Source organism: Rhizobium esperanzae (genome assembly GCF_014197615.1).
GTDB lineage: Bacteria > Pseudomonadota > Alphaproteobacteria > Rhizobiales > Rhizobiaceae > Rhizobium > Rhizobium esperanzae_A.
Genome location: NZ_JACIFY010000016.1, coordinates 21,885 through 38,971, shown reverse-complemented (window position 1 = coordinate 38,971; position 17,087 = coordinate 21,885). Strand labels below are relative to the sequence as shown.

16 protein-coding genes are annotated in these 17,087 nt (G+C 62.1%); 6 read left to right on the top strand and 10 right to left on the bottom strand.

Annotated elements, in window-relative coordinates:
- Positions 1 to 83: 83 nt before the first annotated feature.
- Positions 84 to 1,829: a response regulator gene (locus GGD57_RS20580; RefSeq protein WP_184472135.1), complete on the bottom strand. Its 1,746-nt coding sequence runs from the start codon at positions 1,827 to 1,829 to the stop codon at positions 84 to 86.
- A 286-nt stretch (positions 1,830 to 2,115) separates the two neighbouring features.
- Between GGD57_RS20580 and mutL the strand changes: the two genes are divergently transcribed.
- On the top strand, positions 2,116 to 3,918 hold the full coding sequence (gene mutL / locus GGD57_RS20575; protein WP_184472134.1) for a DNA mismatch repair endonuclease MutL: 1,803 nt from the start codon (positions 2,116 to 2,118) through the stop codon (positions 3,916 to 3,918).
- 67 nt (positions 3,919 to 3,985) lie between these two features.
- Positions 3,986 to 4,216 (top strand): DUF2093 domain-containing protein, encoded by a 231-nt coding sequence (locus GGD57_RS20570; protein WP_184472133.1) that lies wholly within the window; start codon positions 3,986 to 3,988, stop codon positions 4,214 to 4,216.
- 109 nt (positions 4,217 to 4,325) lie between these two features.
- On the opposite strand, the gene GGD57_RS20565 is transcribed toward GGD57_RS20570, so the two are convergent.
- The 3 genes from GGD57_RS20565 to GGD57_RS20555 all read right to left on the bottom strand — a co-directional run bounded on the left by GGD57_RS20565 (position 4,326) and on the right by GGD57_RS20555 (position 7,140).
- Complete coding sequence (locus GGD57_RS20565) at positions 4,326 to 5,243, bottom strand: sugar ABC transporter substrate-binding protein (protein ID WP_184472132.1); 918 nt, start codon at positions 5,241 to 5,243, stop codon at positions 4,326 to 4,328.
- Between the two features lie 77 nt (positions 5,244 to 5,320).
- Positions 5,321 to 6,085 (bottom strand): ATP-binding cassette domain-containing protein, encoded by a 765-nt coding sequence (locus GGD57_RS20560; RefSeq protein ID WP_184472131.1) that lies wholly within the window; start codon positions 6,083 to 6,085, stop codon positions 5,321 to 5,323.
- The gene (locus GGD57_RS20555) at positions 6,082 to 7,140 is read right to left on the bottom strand and encodes an ABC transporter permease (RefSeq protein WP_184472130.1); all 1,059 of its coding nucleotides are present in this window, start codon (positions 7,138 to 7,140) and stop codon (positions 6,082 to 6,084) included. Before GGD57_RS20555 ends, GGD57_RS20560 begins: the two co-directional genes overlap by 4 nt.
- A 99-nt stretch (positions 7,141 to 7,239) precedes the next feature.
- Between GGD57_RS20555 and GGD57_RS20550 the strand changes: the two genes are divergently transcribed.
- Positions 7,240 to 8,124: a GntR family transcriptional regulator gene (locus GGD57_RS20550; protein WP_184472129.1), complete on the top strand. Its 885-nt coding sequence runs from the start codon at positions 7,240 to 7,242 to the stop codon at positions 8,122 to 8,124.
- Between the two features lie 59 nt (positions 8,125 to 8,183).
- Here the strand turns inward: GGD57_RS20550 and lpxK are convergent, their stop codons facing one another.
- The 6 genes from lpxK to GGD57_RS20520 all read right to left on the bottom strand — a co-directional run bounded on the left by lpxK (position 8,184) and on the right by GGD57_RS20520 (position 14,131).
- Entirely contained in the window at positions 8,184 to 9,233 is a 1,050-nt protein-coding gene (lpxK, locus tag GGD57_RS20545; RefSeq protein WP_184472128.1) for a tetraacyldisaccharide 4'-kinase, read from the bottom strand.
- Positions 9,234 to 9,339: 106 nt separating this feature from the next.
- On the bottom strand, positions 9,340 to 10,062 hold the full coding sequence (locus GGD57_RS20540; protein WP_184472127.1) for an HAD family hydrolase: 723 nt from the start codon (positions 10,060 to 10,062) through the stop codon (positions 9,340 to 9,342).
- A 9-nt stretch (positions 10,063 to 10,071) separates the two neighbouring features.
- Complete coding sequence (waaA, locus tag GGD57_RS20535) at positions 10,072 to 11,391, bottom strand: lipid IV(A) 3-deoxy-D-manno-octulosonic acid transferase (RefSeq protein WP_184472126.1); 1,320 nt, start codon at positions 11,389 to 11,391, stop codon at positions 10,072 to 10,074.
- A gap of 201 nt (positions 11,392 to 11,592) precedes the next feature.
- A complete protein-coding gene (locus GGD57_RS20530; protein ID WP_010069294.1) occupies positions 11,593 to 11,832 on the bottom strand; it encodes a DUF4170 domain-containing protein in 240 nt (79 codons plus the stop codon).
- Positions 11,833 to 11,894: 62 nt separating this feature from the next.
- Positions 11,895 to 12,704 (bottom strand): 3'(2'),5'-bisphosphate nucleotidase CysQ, encoded by an 810-nt coding sequence (locus GGD57_RS20525; protein WP_184472125.1) that lies wholly within the window; start codon positions 12,702 to 12,704, stop codon positions 11,895 to 11,897.
- An 80-nt stretch (positions 12,705 to 12,784) separates the two neighbouring features.
- A complete protein-coding gene (locus GGD57_RS20520; RefSeq protein WP_184472124.1) occupies positions 12,785 to 14,131 on the bottom strand; it encodes a TldD/PmbA family protein in 1,347 nt (448 codons plus the stop codon).
- 119 nt (positions 14,132 to 14,250) lie between these two features.
- On the opposite strand from GGD57_RS20520, the gene GGD57_RS20515 reads away from it, so the two are divergent.
- The 3 genes from GGD57_RS20515 to GGD57_RS20505 all read left to right on the top strand — a co-directional run bounded on the left by GGD57_RS20515 (position 14,251) and on the right by GGD57_RS20505 (position 17,060).
- Entirely contained in the window at positions 14,251 to 16,062 is a 1,812-nt protein-coding gene (locus GGD57_RS20515) for a monovalent cation:proton antiporter-2 (CPA2) family protein (protein ID WP_184472123.1), read from the top strand.
- A gap of 119 nt (positions 16,063 to 16,181) precedes the next feature.
- Complete coding sequence (locus GGD57_RS20510; RefSeq protein ID WP_184472122.1) at positions 16,182 to 16,553, top strand: VOC family protein; 372 nt, start codon at positions 16,182 to 16,184, stop codon at positions 16,551 to 16,553.
- 3 nt (positions 16,554 to 16,556) lie between these two features.
- Positions 16,557 to 17,060: an EVE domain-containing protein gene (locus GGD57_RS20505; RefSeq protein ID WP_184472121.1), complete on the top strand. Its 504-nt coding sequence runs from the start codon at positions 16,557 to 16,559 to the stop codon at positions 17,058 to 17,060.
- Positions 17,061 to 17,087: the final 27 nt, after the last annotated feature.

The window sequence follows — 17,087 nt, the reverse complement described above, 5'->3', positions numbered from 1 at the left end:
GATAGTAAATCAGCGGGCATTGTCGCTTGAAGCGCCCTAAATCTGGGGAGTTGACGGGTATGCCGGATTAAATCTGTTTGTTTTCAGGTATGTCGCGATCCCGCAGCCGCGGCGGCGCGCATGGCCTCATCCATCAGGTGTTTCTGAAATACGGCCTCGAGCATGTCGGGGCTGACGGGTTTCATGATGACATCGTCCATGCCCGCTTTGACGCATTCGGCGCGGTCTCTTTCGAAGGCCTGGGTGAGAACGCCGATGATCGGGGTGCGGGTTGCGCTGCCGGCTTCCTCCATCTGCCGGATCAGGCGGGCGGCCTCGAAGCCGTTGAAGCCTGGTAGGGAAATATCCATCAGCACGATCTGCGGCCGGTGTTCGGCCCAGAGGCGCACGGCCTCGTCGCCGGTCGCCGCGATCATATGGCGATAACCGAGGCCTTCCAGGATCTGCGAAAAAACGATCTGGTTGATATCATTGTCTTCGGCGACGAGAACCTGCAGGCCGACCACATCGTCGGAAATGCTGATTTCCCAATCCGTATCCGCGCCGGTGCCGCCGTTGCGGCTGTTGCGGTTGAAATGGCGGGCGATCTGGAAGGTGAGCTCGTTGGCGATCTGGAAGCCGTCCATGACAAGCGACGGGATGCCGTATTGCTCGGCGAGTTCCAGGCAGCGCATGCCCATCTGATTGTCGATGATCAGCAGATCGAGCGAGATGCCGGAGGAGGTGGCGATTTCCAGGAACCGCTCCTCCTCGTCCTCGCCGCGGACCGAGCAGGATTCGAAACCGTATTTCGACAGTGTGCGCAAAGCGGCGGTCTCGGCGGCGAGGTCTGCCGTGACGACGAGGACCTTGCGGCCGGAGAAATTCTCCGGAACGATCGCTTCCATCGCCGCCGGCTCGCGGCGTTCGACGGCGCTCGGCATCGGCACATAGGCCCGGCGGTAGCTTTGATTGCTCGAGGTGGTGATCGCCGATGCGCGACCGAACTCCTCGAGATCCGCGCCGTCGCGCGGCAGGTCCTGCATGGTCGATACCAGGAAATAGCGGCCCGGCTTGCCGATGCGGTGCTTGCGGCTGACGATATCGCGCTCGATGCCGTCGCGGGAGATCTGCCGCTGGCGGGAGATCGACATCTCGCCGGTCTCCAGCACGTGACGGTCGCTTTCTTCGAAACGCTTGGCGATCTCGTCGGAAAAAAGATCGGCGCTCTTGCGCCCGAGCACCTCGTCGGCGGTCGTCTGATATTTCTCGCAGAAGGCAAGGTTGACCGCGACATAGGTGAGGTTGCGGTCCTTGACGAACAGCGGGAACGGCAGATTGTCGAGAATATCCTCGGTGAGCTGCACGCGCTCCAGGTCCGAGCGCCATTGCTCTTCGCGCTTCTTGTCCTCGGAAATATCGGAAATGATGGTGACGCCGTAACCGCCCGGCAGCCTGCGCTTGGCGAAACGGACCCAGCTGTCGGCGCCGTGGCGCTCGACGGATTCGAAGCGCTCGCGCCAATGCGAGGCGATTTTCTGCGACAGCCAGTCCTCGCGGCTGAGCGATCCGCGCTGCTTGACGTCGTATTGCTGGCGAATGCCGGTGTCGTAGACCGCGCCGAGGAAATCGCGAAGCCGCGTGCCGGGCTTCAGCATCTCAGGCGGCAACGGGAAGAATTGCAGCGTCTGGCGGCTTGCGAAGATCAGATGATCGTTCTTGTCGTAGATGATGAAAGCGGCCGAAAGGCTGTCGCACACCGCATCGAAAAGCGCCGTCTGCAGATCGGCGTCGGCGGAAATCCCGTCGGTTTCCGATGATGTGTCCGCCTTTTCGAAGCCGGCACTCATTCCATTGCGTCCCACATCTGTTCGATTTCGCGGCTTCCGGAGGTATATGAATAGAAATGCCATTTTTATGTTAAGACCGGCTTAACAATAGAGCAATTCCAGCAAAAGTGTGCAGCGGTTCTTGCGTCCGGAATTGCGAGAAAACAAAGAGATAGAGCAACTCCGTGATTCGAAGAAAACGGAATTGCTCTATCGACCCCCAAGTTTGGACAGACGCCCGGATCACGCTTTGGGAAAGCCTGTCGAAGCCCCTTCCCTCCGAGCCCCGAATCCTCGAAAATAGCCCATGGCCATCAGACAGCTTTCCGAAACGCTCATCAATCAGATCGCCGCCGGCGAAGTCATCGAACGGCCGGCGAGCGCTGCCAAGGAACTGATCGAAAACGCGCTCGATGCCGGCGCAACCCGCATCGAGATCGCGACGTCAGGCGGCGGCAAGGCGCTCTTGCGCGTCAGCGACAACGGCTCGGGCATGGACGCGGCCGATCTGGAACTGGCAGTCCGGCGCCACTGCACCTCGAAATTATCCGACACGCTCGAGGATATCCGCACGCTCGGCTTCCGCGGCGAGGCGCTGCCCTCGATCGGCTCGGTCGCAAGGCTCAGCATCGCCAGCCGCAGGCGCGACAGCGCCGGCGGTCACGAGATCGCCGTGATCGCCGGCAAGATCGCGCATATGCGCCCGGCCGCCGCCAATCCCGGCACGATCGTCGAAGTGCGCGACCTGTTCTTTGCCACACCCGCGCGGCTCAAATTCCTGAAGACGGAAAAGGCCGAGGCCGGCGCCATTACCGAAATCGTCAAGCGCATGGCGATCGCCTTTCCCGCTGTGCGCTTCGTGCTGTCGGGCTCGGACCGCGCAACGCTGGAATTTCCGGCAACCGGAGACGATCACCTGGCGCGCATGGCGCAGGTGCTCGGCAAGGAATTCCGCGACAACGCCATTGCGCTCGACGCCGTGCGCGAGGAGATCGCGCTCACCGGCTTTGCCGGCGTGCCGACCTTCAACCGCGGCAACTCCGCCCATCAATATGCCTTCGTCAACGGCCGGCCGGTGCAGGACAAGCTCATCCTTTCGGCTATCCGCGGCGCCTATGCCGAGACGATCCCGTCAGGACGCTACCCGGTAGCGGTGCTGTCGATCACGCTCGATCCGGCTCTCGTCGACGTCAACGTCCATCCGGCCAAATCCGACGTGCGCTTCCGCGATCCCGGCCTGGTGCGCGGCCTGATCGTCGGCGCCGTCCGCGAGGCGCTCGCGCGAGACGGCAGCCGGGCGGCAACGACGGGGGCGAGCGATATGCTGCGCGCCTTCCGCCCCGGCTTTCAGTCCTACGCGCCGCGGCCGCAGACGGCATGGTCGGCCGAGACCTCGCCGTCGCGGCCCTATCAGCCGACAACGGGGCTCAGTGAACGGCCACAGGCCTCCTTCGACGGACTGTCGATGCCGACCGCGCGGGCCGAGCCGCAATTTTCGCCGCAGCCGGCCGCTCCCGAACCGACCGCGCGCTATCCGCTCGGCGCAGCGCGGGCGCAGATCCATGCAAATTACATCGTCGCCCAGACCGAGGACGGGCTCGTCATCGTCGACCAGCATGCCGCGCATGAGCGGCTGGTGTTCGAGGCGATGCGCAAGGCGCTGCATTCGAAGCGGCTCGCCTCGCAGGTGCTGCTCATCCCCGAGATCATCGACATTCCGGAAGAGGATTGCGACAGGCTGATGCAGCATGCTGCCGAGCTTTCCGAACTCGGCCTGTCGATCGAGCGTTTCGGCCCCGGGGCGATTGCCGTGCGGGAGACGCCGGCCATGCTCGGCGAGGTCGACGCGCATGGCCTGATCCGCCAGCTTGCCGACGAGATCGCCGAATGGGACACGGCGTCGGGCCTGTCGGCGAAGCTCGAATATGTGGCGGCGACCATGGCCTGCCACGGATCGGTGCGCTCCGGGCGGCGGCTGCGGCCGGAGGAGATGAACGCGCTGCTGCGCGAAATGGAAGTGACGCCCGGCTCCGGCCAATGCAATCATGGCCGGCCGACCTATATCGAATTGAAGCTCAGCGATATCGAGCGGCTTTTCGGCAGAAGCTAAAAAAGCTGGAAAAGCCGCCTGTGCGGGAGTATGGCAGACGCATGACAGGCTGCAGGGAACGGAGCGCATGAATTTGTTCGAAGGGCACGGAAACCGCGAAGCGAAGATCCGGTATCTCGATGGCGATTTCCAGATTCTCTCGCCCGGCTCTTATGTCGTCTGCGCGATGACGGGAAAACAGGTCCCTCTCGACGAGCTGCGCTACTGGAGCGTCGCCCGCCAGGAACCCTATGCCGACGTGATCTCGGCTGTAGAAGCCGACAAACGCGCCGGCGTGCTGCCGAACCAGCGGCGTTAAAGCGGCCGCGTTCGAGGAACCATAGATCCGGCCCGCCCGTGAAGGACGGGCCGTTTGCTTCGCAAAGGTCCATATGCGCCCTATGCAGGCTGCACAGAGCGGCAACGACTTACTTGAATTTGGACATGTTCTCAGGCGTCACGAGCGCAGCGCCGGAGTCGATCAAAGACTCGACCTTTTCTCCGCGAATCGACTTTACCAGCGCATCTACACCCAGTTCCGCCATCTTGGTGGGAAACTGCGCCACCGATGCATCCTCGATTCCATTCTTCAGCGCCTCCTCTTCGCCGCAGCAGAAATCGAAACCGACCAGCACAATCTTATCATTGGCAATGCCAGCGTTCTTGATCGCGCGTGCCGCACCAGCAGCGGGCGGGCCGCAAGCGGCATAAATGGCCTTGAGGTCCGGGTTTTTCGTAAGCAGATCCTCGGCGACACTGATCCCGAGTTCCTCGGTGCAATTTGTTGCGCCTTTCCCGACGATCTTAACGTCAAGTCCATTCAGCCCCTCAAGCATGCCCTTCACTCGATCATCAAGCGCCGGCACACCAGGCACACCCTCAAGAATTCCGAGCGTGTCGCCGGCTTTAAGAACAGTTTTGAGATATTCCCCGGCAATTTTGCCTGCGGCGAAGTTATTGGTCGTGGCAAGCGCCGTCCTGCCGTTCCAATCCGGAATATTGTTATCCATCAGCACGACCTTGATACCGGCCGCCACCGCCTTGTCGAGGGCAGTGGATACCGTGGGATCGACGGGCGTGAGGGCAATGCCCTGCACGCCGCGTGTTACCATGGACTCGATCTGTGCAATCTGGCCCTCGATGTCGGTTGCGGACGTCCCTTGCCCATAGATGATCTCGACGCCAGGATTTCTCTTTGCATAATCTTTGGCGGCGTTCTCCATTGTTGCGAAGAACGGCACAGGGAATTTGGTTATAAAGCCGAGCTTCACCGGCTCCTGCGCCAGGCACGGGACTACAGCGACGACCAGGAGCGCGACAGCTCCCAGTAGGGATTGCGATTTCATGATTACACCTCCCATTTTCGACCGCCCTCCTCTAGGGCGATCTCGTTGTCCGCTGCCCGAACGAAGCAGCGATCTCGTCAAGCCTCGGCGCCGACAATCATTGCGACAATGTCCTGCTTGTTCGCTTCGGTTGGCTTCACTTCCCCCACCTTGCGACCCTGCCGCAGGACAACCGCCCGATCAGCGATTTCGACGACGTGTTCCATATTGTGGGTGATGATGATCACGGCATTGCCGTCGGCTTTGAGCTGACCGATAATATCAAGGACCTGGCGAGACTCGCGAAGGCCGAGGGCTGCCGTAGGTTCGTCAAGAATCACCAGCTTGCGGGCAAAAACAATGGCGCGTGCGACCGCGATCGCCTGCCGCTGCCCCCCAGACATCAGCGCGACCGGTGCGTCAAACCTCGGCAACTTAACCTTCAAGCGATCGATGACGCTCGCTGCTTCCCGCTTCATTTCGCCCGTCCTCAGAAAGCGGAGCGGACGCGGCAACCAGGAGGGGAAAGAAATTTCTCGCCCGCAGTAGAAATTCTGCACGGGTGTCAGATTGTCGAAAAGCGCCAGATCCTGGTAGACGGTTTCGATACCGGCGCGGCGGGCGGCCGCCGCTGAATGGAGCGATACCGGAGAACCATCCACGAGGATCTCTCCTTCGTCGAGATTATGAAGCCCGCTGATGCATTTGACGAGCGTCGACTTGCCGGCGCCGTTGTCACCCAGGAGAGCAGTTACCTCACCTGAATAAGCGTCAAAGCTTACATTTTTCAGGGCGTGGATTGCGCCGAAGCGCTTCTGGGCGTTTCGAACAGAAAGTGCCGGTGCGGTGGATGTCGGGTTCATTGTACTGCCGCCGCTTGAAGCACGCGTGCACGGGCCTCGAGATGGTTACGAAGCACGTCAGCCTCTACGGCGATGACGATGACAAGCCCAATCGCAATCATCTGAAAGAAGACGTCGACGCCGAGAAGGTTAAGGGCATTGCGGATGACGCCGATCAGCACGGCGCCGATCAGGGCGTGGCCGAGGTGTCCTCGTCCGCCAAGGAAGCTGGCGCCACCGATAATCACCGCAGCAATCGTGTCGAGTTCCAGGAGATTACCATAGATCGGCGAGGCGGCGCCGGTCCGGCCGGCAAGCAGCACCGCGCCGACACCGGCGCAAAAGCCGCAAACGACATAGGTCGAGAGCAGAACGCCCCTCACCGGTATACCCATGCTTCTGGCGGCGTTCGGCGAGCCGCCGACCGCATAAATCCATCGGCCGCAGACCATCGACTTCGTCAGGATCAGAAAAAGAAGCCCGAACATCCCGACGATAAAGAAGGAATTGGGCACACCAAGCGTCGTACCGCCACCGATCGCAGTCACTGCATTAGGCATCCCGCGCATGGTCGTGTGGCCGGGCGCCAATGCAAGTGCCACCCCGCGGCAGATACTCAGAGTTGCCAGTGTAATGATAAAAGGGTGTGGCAGCCTACCGTAGACGAAGACCACCCCGTTTATTGCACCAATGGCAGCACCTGCCAGCAGCATGGCCATGATGACGATAAATGAGGAATCGACTTGTTGGTAAACAAGTCCGCCGATGACCGTAGCCAACGCGAGATTCGAGCCTACGGACAGGTCGATTCCGCGCGTCAGGATAACGAGTTGCTGGCCCATCGCCACAACAGCGATCACTGCTGTCTGCGCCAGGATGTTCCCCAGGTTAACGGGCTTCAGAAAAGCCGGGGTGATCAAACTGACGACGGCAATGAGCATAACGAGGATCAGCAGTGGGCCAAGGCTCAGTAGCTTCAATCCCAGTGTGACGCCTGATCGTCTCGGATAGAAGGTTTCATCCTGCGAACCGTCAGGCCGAGACGAATTCTGAGGCAGAATCCCGGAGTTCTCCAAATTCCCCTAGCCTCCCCTGTTTTTTATACATAAGAAACATATGATACACGTACGTCAACTTGTTTTTTATGGATAGAAATCCATACCGGGAGTTGTTCAATGCGGACCGACACGACCTTTAAGCGGGCATTCAATGAGATGATCGACATCATACGGACGCTCGATCTTGGGGCGGAGCTGCCGTCCGAAAATGCCCTGCGTGCGCAGCTTGGCGTGAGCAGGACAACGGTCCGGAAGGTGCTAGCAGGGATGTCGGCACGCGGGATCATCACGTCTGAAGCGCATAGGCGGATCCTCCGCGAGCAGCCGCTGCAGATAGAACGCTATCCGCAGCAAGAGACCTTGGCAATTTCGGAACAGGTGGAGACAAGCTTTATGGAATGGATGCTGCGCGGCGATGCCTGTCCGGGCACGGAAATCAATGAGGCGGAATTGGCTCGGAAGTTCGGTGTCGCGACAACGATTGTCCGTGAGTTTCTCAATCGATTTCAGAAATATGGCCTGATCGAGAAGCGCCCGAACGCTGGCTGGGTTTTCAAGGGGTTCACAGCCAGTTTCGCACTCGAACTGTTCGAGATCAGAGAAATGTTCGAAATGCGCTCGGCACGGCTCTTCGCTGCCCTGCCCGACAACGCGCCCGTCTGGAAACAGATCCAATCCATGCGGGCTGCACATCTGGAACTGCTCGCGGATATCGACGTCCGGTTTCAGGATTTCTCGGAGCTGGACAGCCGATTCCACCGACTGATTGCGGCAGTTGCGCCAAACCGCTTTATCGAAAGCTTCCAAGACGTGATAGCCATGGTCTTTCACTACCACTATCAGTGGAACAAGCGTGATGAACGCGCGCGCAATGAGATTGCCATCAGGGAACATCTCGCGCTGATTGAAGCCCTCGAAAGCCGCACTATCGTGTCGATCGATCGCGCATGTCGGTTGCATCTGACTTCGGCCCGCGAAACTTTGCTTCACTCGATCGCGTGATATGGTTTTATGCGCAGATGTGCACGGGCGAGACGTTTTGCAGCAGCTGTGAGAGCTGCTCAGCCTTTAGCCCCGGCCTTCATCTCCCGCAGCCGCCTCTCGCGGCAGGCGACGATCGCCCGGTCGATGATCAGGCTTGGCGCGAGGTGATCCTCGAAGACCATGTCGACCTCGATCACCCGGCTCTTTTCGGCAAGCTCTGCCGCCTTGCCGGGATGGCCGGAGAGGCGAACGAAATCCTTTGACGTCGTGACGATCAGAAGGTCTTGCCGCTCGGCGGTCGTCAGGAGGTCGTCGATCTCTTCTTCGGTCAGATGCTCGTGGTCGCCGAAGCTCCTGGCAACGACGATCTCGGCGCCACGCGATTCGACCGTGCGGAAGAATTTGGCGGGATCGGCGATGCCGGCGAAGGCGAGCACCTTGGCGCCGGCGAGCGTGTTGTCGCCGCGCACTTTCAGCGATGCGGTGAAATAGGGCTTTGCGGCGCGCGCCGCCATGCGGACGATCCTGTCGGCGGCATTGCCGCCGCCGACCTTCAACAGTGCCGTCGCATGACGCAGCTGCTGACGGATCGGCGCGCGGACCGGGCCGCCCGGCACGATATGGCCGTTGCCGAGGCCACGGGTCGCGTCGATGACGAGCAGGGCATAATCGATCGCCAGCCGGGCACTCTGGAAACCGTCATCCATGACGATGAGATCAGCGCCCTCCGCCACCAGGCGCGCGGCACCCTCGACGCGCTTTCGGGAAATCACCGTCAGCGCCTCCTGGGCAAGCAGCAAGGGTTCGTCGCCCACGGCAACGGCCCGGTGATGATCGGGATCGACCACCGTCGTCACATCGAGCGAGCCGCCGTAGCCGCGGCTGAGAAAACCCGGCTTCAGCCCCTTGGCCTTGGCGGCACGGGCGATGGTCAGCGCCGTCGGCGTCTTGCCGGCGCCGCCGACGGTGAAATTGCCGACACAGATGACCGGAATGGGAACGGAGGCGCGGCGCGCATGGGCCATGCGATGGCCGGCGATACGGCCGTAGAGAAAGGAAAGCGGCGCGAGCAGCCAGGCCCGCCAATCGGCTTTCCTCCACCAGAACGGCGGCGCTTCGGATATCATCTTGCCGTTCTGCTCCCCTGCCCGGCTGGCGACGGTCGAACCCCGCGCTTTTCGCCCGGGTCGGATTGAGAAGCCAAAACCGATGAAAATGCAAGTCCTTACAGGTTTAGGCCGGCTGCAGATCCGGCAACAGCGTCTCGATGGCGGTGATATCGTCGAGCACGTGATGGGCGGCCGCGGCAAGCGAAGCGCGCGAACCGGTGCCGGTCAGCACCGCGATCCTCAGCCCGGTGCCGGCATTCAGGCCCATGTGCAGATCGTGATTGTTGTCGCCGACCATCGCCACTTCTTCCGGCGAAAGACCGGTCGCGGCGCAGAAGCCGAGCACCATGCCCGGCTCCGGCTTGACGCCGAAACCGCTGTCATAGCCGGCGATGTAATCGACATAGCGGGCAAAACCGAAGCGTTCCGCCGTCTGGCGGATCGAACGTTCGTTGTCGCTGGAGGCAACGCCGAGCTTGAAACCGCGTCCGTGCAGCCTTGCGAAGAAGCCGGCGAGGTCGGTCACCGGCACGGAAAATTCGGCGGCGTTGGAAAAGAGTTCGTCGAGGCGCACCGTCAGTTCGCCGACATCGACCATCGAGCCCGCGGCAACCAGACCCTCGGCGATCTGGCGGGTATTGCCGGCGGCAAGCAGGCTGTCGGGAACGATATGGCCGGTGACCGGATCCATGCCGCAGGCGGCGAGAAGCCGGTCGGCCAGAAGCGGATCGCCTTGCGCGGCAATGCGGGCAAGCTCGCGATTCACCGGCAGCCAGCTCTCGTCATAGTCGAGCAGCGTGCCGTCCTTGTCGAAGAGAATGCCTTTGATAGGAGAGGCTGCCGACATGATATATCCTCAGAGCTGGGCCACGGCCTTGGGCAACAGCCGCGCCTTTACCGTCAGCGGATTGATATAGGGCTCCAGCCCCTTCACGGTCGCGGTCAGCGCGCCGCGCATCTCGTGCACGGCGGTGATGCCGGCCTCGATCATATTGCGTCGGGCTTCGTCGTTGATCAGCAGGTAATGCACGCCCTTGGCCAGCATTTCGGTATCGCGCACCATGCGAGCGCTGCCGCTGCGGGCAAGCTTCTGATAGGCCTCGCGGAAATTCTGCACATGGCCGCCGGAGAGGACGGCGCAGCCGAGCATGGCGGGCTCCAGCGGGTTCTGGCCGCCTTCGGCAAAGAGCGAGCGTCCGACGAAAGCGATTTCCGTCAGTCGCAAATAGAGGCCCATTTCGCCGATCGTATCGCCGAGGAAAATATCGACATCGGCCGACAGGACATCGTCACGGGTGCGCCGGGCGACCTTCAGCCCCTGCTTGACCAGGGCCGCCTCGATCTCGTCGCAGCGTTCGGGGTGACGCGGCACGATGATCGTCAATTGACGATCGCGCTCTCTCAGCGCCCGATGGACGATGGCGGCGGCATTTTCCTCGCCGTCGAAGGTCGAGATCGCCGCCCAAGTCTTGCGCTCGCCGATCTGCTTCTTGTAGCGGGCAAGGACAGCGCTGTCGTAAGGCGGTGCGTCGGTATCGACCTTCAGATTGCCTGAGGTGATGACCGGGACGGCGCCGAGATCGCGGAAACGTTCGGCATCCATATCCGACTGGGCGATGACCAGAGCCAGATTCTCGAACAGGGCTTCGGCGATCGCCGGGCGGCGGCGCCAGCGGGCAAAGGAGCGGTCCGACATGCGGGCATTGATCAGGATCTGCGGAATGCGGCGGCGGCCGAGTTCCAGCACGGTTGCCGGCCAGATCTCGGACTCGGCGATGATGGCGCAATCGGGCTGCCAATAATCGAGGAAGCGGCTGACGGAGGGTTTGAGATCGAGCGGCACATATTGATGGATCGCCTCATTGCCGAGCCGCTCGGCGGCCAATCTGGCGGAGGTGATGGTGCCGGTGGTCAGGATGACGTGGATGTCGCGGCGGCGGATTTCACGGATCAGCGGGATGACGGCATTGGTTTCACCGACGCTGGCGGCATGGAACCAGACGAGCGGGCCTTGCGGCCGATTGGCGCTCGGATAGCCGAAGCGCTCCAGGCGGCGCGCCCGGTCTTCCTTGCCCTTGGCCGTGCGGTAAGTGATATAGAGGCCGACAACAGGAGAGGCCACGGTTCCCGCCAGACGGTATGCGCTCAGACCGAACCGAGCCATCCGGGAGCTCATTGCGCCAGTCTCCGATCCAAGATCGACATCAAACCCATTCCCTCATTATCGTTGCGGCCGCAATGACCGATCAATTTGTTCAGAATGCGTCAGGCAATCCGGAACGACGCGCGCCCGATGCGCGAAAACCCTGCGCGCCGGAGGTCGCCGGCGGCACTTGCGGATGGCCTTGGCCGAGGTCGCTCGCCGAGGTCAGTTGCCTCAGGCCTTTTCCTGCGGATCGAGCAAACGATGCATATGGACGATGAAGTAGCGCATATGCGCATTGTCGACCGTCTGCTGCGCCTTCGACTTCCAGGCTGTCAGCGCCGTGGCATAATCCGGGAAAATGCCGACGATATCGAGATCCTTCAGATCACGGAACTGGACGTCATCGAGGCTTTCCAGTTCGCCGCCAAAAACGAGATGCAAAAGCTGCTTCTTGTCACCGGATTCAGTCATTTTTTGTTCTCTTTCTGCCTGTTCTCCTCCGTCATCCCATCTGCGGGATTTTGACGGAAACGTCAACTGTCTCTTCGCCCCGCAAAGGCCGTGAGGAATTCATCGATGCGCAACACCGGTGCTGCGCAGAGGACCTTGTGGGTCACGCCGGCGCTGTTGTAGACGACCGGCCGGCCGTCGAGATCGACGAGGCCACCGCCGGCGCAAGCCAGAATGAGATCGGCGGCGGCCAGGTCCCAATCATGCGAATTGCCCTTGACGAAGGTGCCTTCGAGGCGACCGTCCGCCACCATGGCGATGCGATAGGCAAGCGATGGAATGTGTTTCTGGCGGCTGACCCGCTCGCGAAACTCCGGCGGAAAGGTCTTCAAAAGGTCCTCGCCGACCGCAAGGCGGCTCGTCTCTTCCGGCCGCGCGGCGGAAACGGCGAGCGGCATGCCGTTCTTCGTCGCCACCCCGCCCTCGACGGCCTGATAGAACTCTTCGAGCGCCGGGGCATAGAGCACGCCGGCGACCGGCCGGCCGCGATGAACGACCGCGACGCTGACGCACCAGACCTTCTGCCCGCCGAGGAAGGCGCGTGTGCCGTCGATCGGATCGATGATGAACACCGTCTCGCGCGCGAGACGGTCGGCATCGTCGTCGGTTTCCTCAGACAACCAGCCGTAATCCGGCCGGGCCTTACGCAAAATGGTCTCGAGTGTCTTGTTGGCGGCAAAATCGGCGGCGCTGACGGGGGAGCGATCGCCGTTCTTCCACCAGACCTCGGGCGATTGGTTGAAGAAGCCGAAAGCGACCGCACCCGCCTCTTTCGCGGCATCGGCGATCAGCGTCAGATCGCTCTGCCAGCGGTCCTTGTTGCTATCGCTCATCCCATCAATCCGTTTCTCAATTCAAATGCGAGAGTATGACGTCGCCCGAAAACCGCTCACACACTTTTGCTGGAATTGCTCTAGCGCCCTGCAAGCGTCATGCCTTCGATGGCGAAGGTCGGGGCGGCGACGCCGAATTTGCGGTCGATGTCGTTTGCCGGCGTCAGGCGCATGAACATCTCCTTGAGGTTCGAGGCGATCGTCACCTCGGACACCGGGAACGTCAGTTCGCCGTTCTCGATCCAGAAGCCGGTGGCGCCGCGGCTATATTCACCGGTGATCATGTTGACGCCGTGGCCGATCAATTCGGTGACGTAAAAACCATTGCCGACGCTGCGGATCAGCTCCTCCGGCGAGACGTCGCCGGGTTCCAGCGCAAGGTTGGTGGAAGACGGCGAGACGGCGGTGCCGCCGCGCACGCCGCGGCCATTGGTTTCCAGCCCCAGCTCGCGAGCGGTCGAGGTCGAGAGAAACCAGTGCTTCAAGACGCCGTCCTCGATCATCACAAGCCGCTCGCCCGACACGCCTTCGCCGTCGAAGGGCCGCGAGGCGGGGCCGCGCACGATCAGCGGATCGTCTGATATCGACAGGCCCGACTTCAGCACCTGCTGCCCCATCCTATCGCGCAGGAAGCTGGATTTACGGGCAACGGCAGCGCCGTTGATCGCGCCGGCGATATGGCCGACGAAGCCGCGGGCGACGCGCGGATCGAAAATGACGGTGATGTCCTTGCCGGTCGGCACCTGGCGCGGGTTGATGCGCTTGACCGCCCGTTCGCCGGCGCGGCGGCCGATTTCGGCGGGCGCGTCGAGTTCGGCATAATAGAGGCGGCTGTCGAAATCATAGTCGCGCTCCATGCCGGTGCCTTCGCCTGCGATAACGCTGACGGAATGGCCGAAACGCGAAGCCATGTAGCTGCCCGCAAACCCATGCGAGGTGGCAAGAACCAGGCCGCCCATGCCGGCCGAGGCGCCGGCGCCCGAAGAATTGGTGACACCCTTGACCGCAAGGGCCGCCGTCTCGGCGGCAAGAGCCGCCTCGCGCAGCATCTCGGAGGAGACTTCGGTGGTATCGAGCAGTTGCAGGTCGGGATAGGATTTCGAAAGGCTCGCCTCATCCGCCAGGCAGGCGAAGGGATCTTCCGGCGAGACTTTGGCCATGGCGACGGCGCGTTCGGCAAGCGCCTTGAGATCGAAGCCCGGATTGGCCGAAACGCTGGCGACGCGCTTGCCGATGAAGACGCGCAGCGAAAAATCGTCGCTTTCGGAAGATTCCGTTCCCTCGACCTTGCCGAGACGGACGCTGACCGATTGCGAGCGCGACCGGACGACGACGGCGTCGGCGGCATCCGCCCCTGCCTTCCTGGCCAGATCGATCAATTGACTTGCGCGGGAAAGAAGTGTCGAGGAATCGATTTCAGAGGACATGATTTGGCCTTTCCTTCGGCTTCCATTTATTGTGCACTCTCCCAAGCATCAAGGCCGCCGCCACCGATTCTTTGTCGGGGCTGGCTGCACGTTCCCCGCCGTCGAAAGAAATCGCCAGCATGTCCGCGCCCAATGCCCTTTTTTCCGAAACGATCCTGCTGCTCGGCGGAGCGGTCGTGGCCGCGCCGATCTTCAAGAAGCTCGGGCTCGGCACCGTGCTCGGCTATCTCGCTGCCGGCATCGTCATCGGCCCGGTCTTCCACGGCATCACCGATGGCGAACAGATCCTCAACGTCGCCGAACTCGGCGTGGTCTTCCTGCTGTTCATCATCGGATTGGAGCTGAAACCCAGCCGCCTCTGGCAGATGCGGCGCGACATTTTCGGCCTCGGCACGGCGCAGGTGGTGGTGACCGGGCTGGCGCTGACGGTGCTCGCCTGGTTTTCGGGGGTTTTCGACTGGCGCGGCAGCATCGTCGCCGGATTTGGCCTGGCCCTGTCCTCGACCGCCTTCGCCATGCAGATCCTCGAGGGCGACGGCGACGTCAATACGCGATATGGGCAGCGCTCCTTCTCGATGCTCCTGTTCCAGGACCTGGCGATCGTGCCGCTCCTGGCGCTGATCACCATTCTCGACGGTGGCAGGGGCAGCAATGCGCCGCTGCTCGGTTTTGCCGTCGCCATCGGCGCCGTCGCGGCGATGATCCTGATGGGGCGCTACCTGCTGACGCCGCTCTTCCAGGTCATTGCCCGGACCGGCGCGCGCGAGGCGATGATCGCGGCCGCCCTCTTCGTCGTCATGGGATCGGCAAGCCTGATGCAGCTTGCCGGGCTTTCGATGGCAATGGGCGCCTTCCTGTCCGGCGTGATGCTGGCCGAATCCTCCTACCGGCACGAGCTGGAGGCCGATATCGAGCCCTTCCGCGGCGTCCTGCTCGCTATCTTCTTCATCGCCGTCGGCCTGTCGCTGGAGCTCGAGGTTCTTGCCGACAACGTGCTCTTCGTCATCGTCACCGTGCCGATCGTCATGGCGGTCAAGGCAATCATCATCTACGGGCTCTGCCGGATCTCGGGTTCTCCGCATGACGATGCGATCCGCATCGCCTTCCTGCTGCCGCAGGGCGGCGAATTCGGCTTCGTGCTGTTTACCACGGCGGGTACGGCCGGGCTGATGTCGACGAGCACCGCATCGTTGCTGGTGGCGATCGTCACGCTGTCCATGGCGCTGACGCCGATCGGGGCGGCCCTTTCGAAGCGGCTGCTGCGCGGCGACGCGCATGAGGAACTGGACGAGGATTTCGAGGGCGCGGGCGCCGACGTGCTGATGGTCGGCTTCTCGCGTTTCGGCCAGATCGCCGCCCAGATCCTGCTTGCCGGCGGGCGCAGCGTCACCGTCATCGATTTTTCGGCGGACCGCATCCGCCAGGCCTCCTCCTTCGGTTTCCGCATCTATTTCGGCGACGGCGCCCGCAAGGACGTGCTGCGTTCGGCCGGCATCGACCGGGCAAAGATCGTGCTCGTCTGCACGCAGAAGAAGGAGATCACCGACAAGGTGGTGGAGCTGGTGCAGGCGGACTATCCGCACACGCGGCTCTACGTGCGCTCCTACGACCGCATCCATTCGATCGAACTGCGCAACAAGGGTGTCGATTACGAGCTGCGTGAAACGCTGGAATCGGGCCTGCTCTTCGGGCGGCGGACGCTGGAAGCGCTCGGCGTTTCCGAAGTCGACGCCTATGAGATCGGCGAGGATATCCGCAAGCGCGACGAAGCCCGCCTGGTGCTGCAGGTGTCCGAAGGGCTGCAGGCCGGACGCGACATGCTGTTTTCCCATCCCGTCCGCCCCGAACCGCTGGTCAAGCCGAAACGCGCCGCCGATCCCTTCGAGGACGACCCGCTGGCGGGCACCGTCGATGCGACGGCGGACGCATAAATCAACTTCGGGCGTGCCAAGCTTGAGCGTATTGAACGGCGGCGAAGCAAAAGCCTACTGCCAGAATCTGTCAGTATGTCTCTGTAGATGATCCTCCTGACCCAAAACAGGAGGCGACCTTGATCGACAGCAACAGCATTCTCCTTTTCGTAGCCGACGCGCCGAAAAGCGCCGGCTTTTATAGCCGCCTGCTTGGGCAGGATCCGGTCGAAGCCAGCCCGACCTTCGCCATGTTCATCCTGCCTTCGGGATTGGCGCTCGGACTGTGGGGCAAGGCGGGCGTCGATCCGGCGCCGGCGGCAACGGGCGGGGGCTGCGACATCGGCTTCAAGGTTGCGACAGCGGATATGGTCGATACGCTTCACGCCGAATGGCAAGCCAAGGGCGCAGCCGTGCTTTTGCCGCCGACCGACCTCGATTTCGGCCGTAGTTTCGTTGCCGCCGATCCCGACGGGCATCGCCTGCGCGTCTATAACGTGACGGAGGACTGACCTATGTCCCGCAGCTGGATCGCCGTCGCATCCGCCAACCATGTCCGCATCGGGCGCGAAGCCGGGTTTATGCAGGTCTGTCACGGCAAGGCCGCTCCGCTGAAGCGGAGCGCGCCCGGCGACCGCGTGATCTATTATTCGCCGACCGAAACCTTTGGCGGCAAGGATCGCCTGCAGGCGTTCACGGCTATGGGCGTGGTCGAGGAAACGGCGGCATATCAGGTGGAGGTTCAGCCCGGCTTCCGCCCCTGGAGGCGGGATGTCGCCTGGTGGCAGGCCGTGGAAACACCGATCCGGCCGCTGCTCGGCCGGCTCTCCTTCACGAGCGATCGAGCAGGCTGGGGCTATCGACTGCGCTTTGGTCTCTTCGAAATCGACAATGACGATGCCGAGCTCATCGCCGAAGCGATGTTTGCTGAACCGCTCATGCATGCCGCCCGGGCGCGTGCAGCGCTTCCCTTGCAAGGTTCGTTAGATAGAGCGGTTCAGGTTTCACGGAAGCGCTGAACCACTCTAACTTTTTGTTTTACGCAA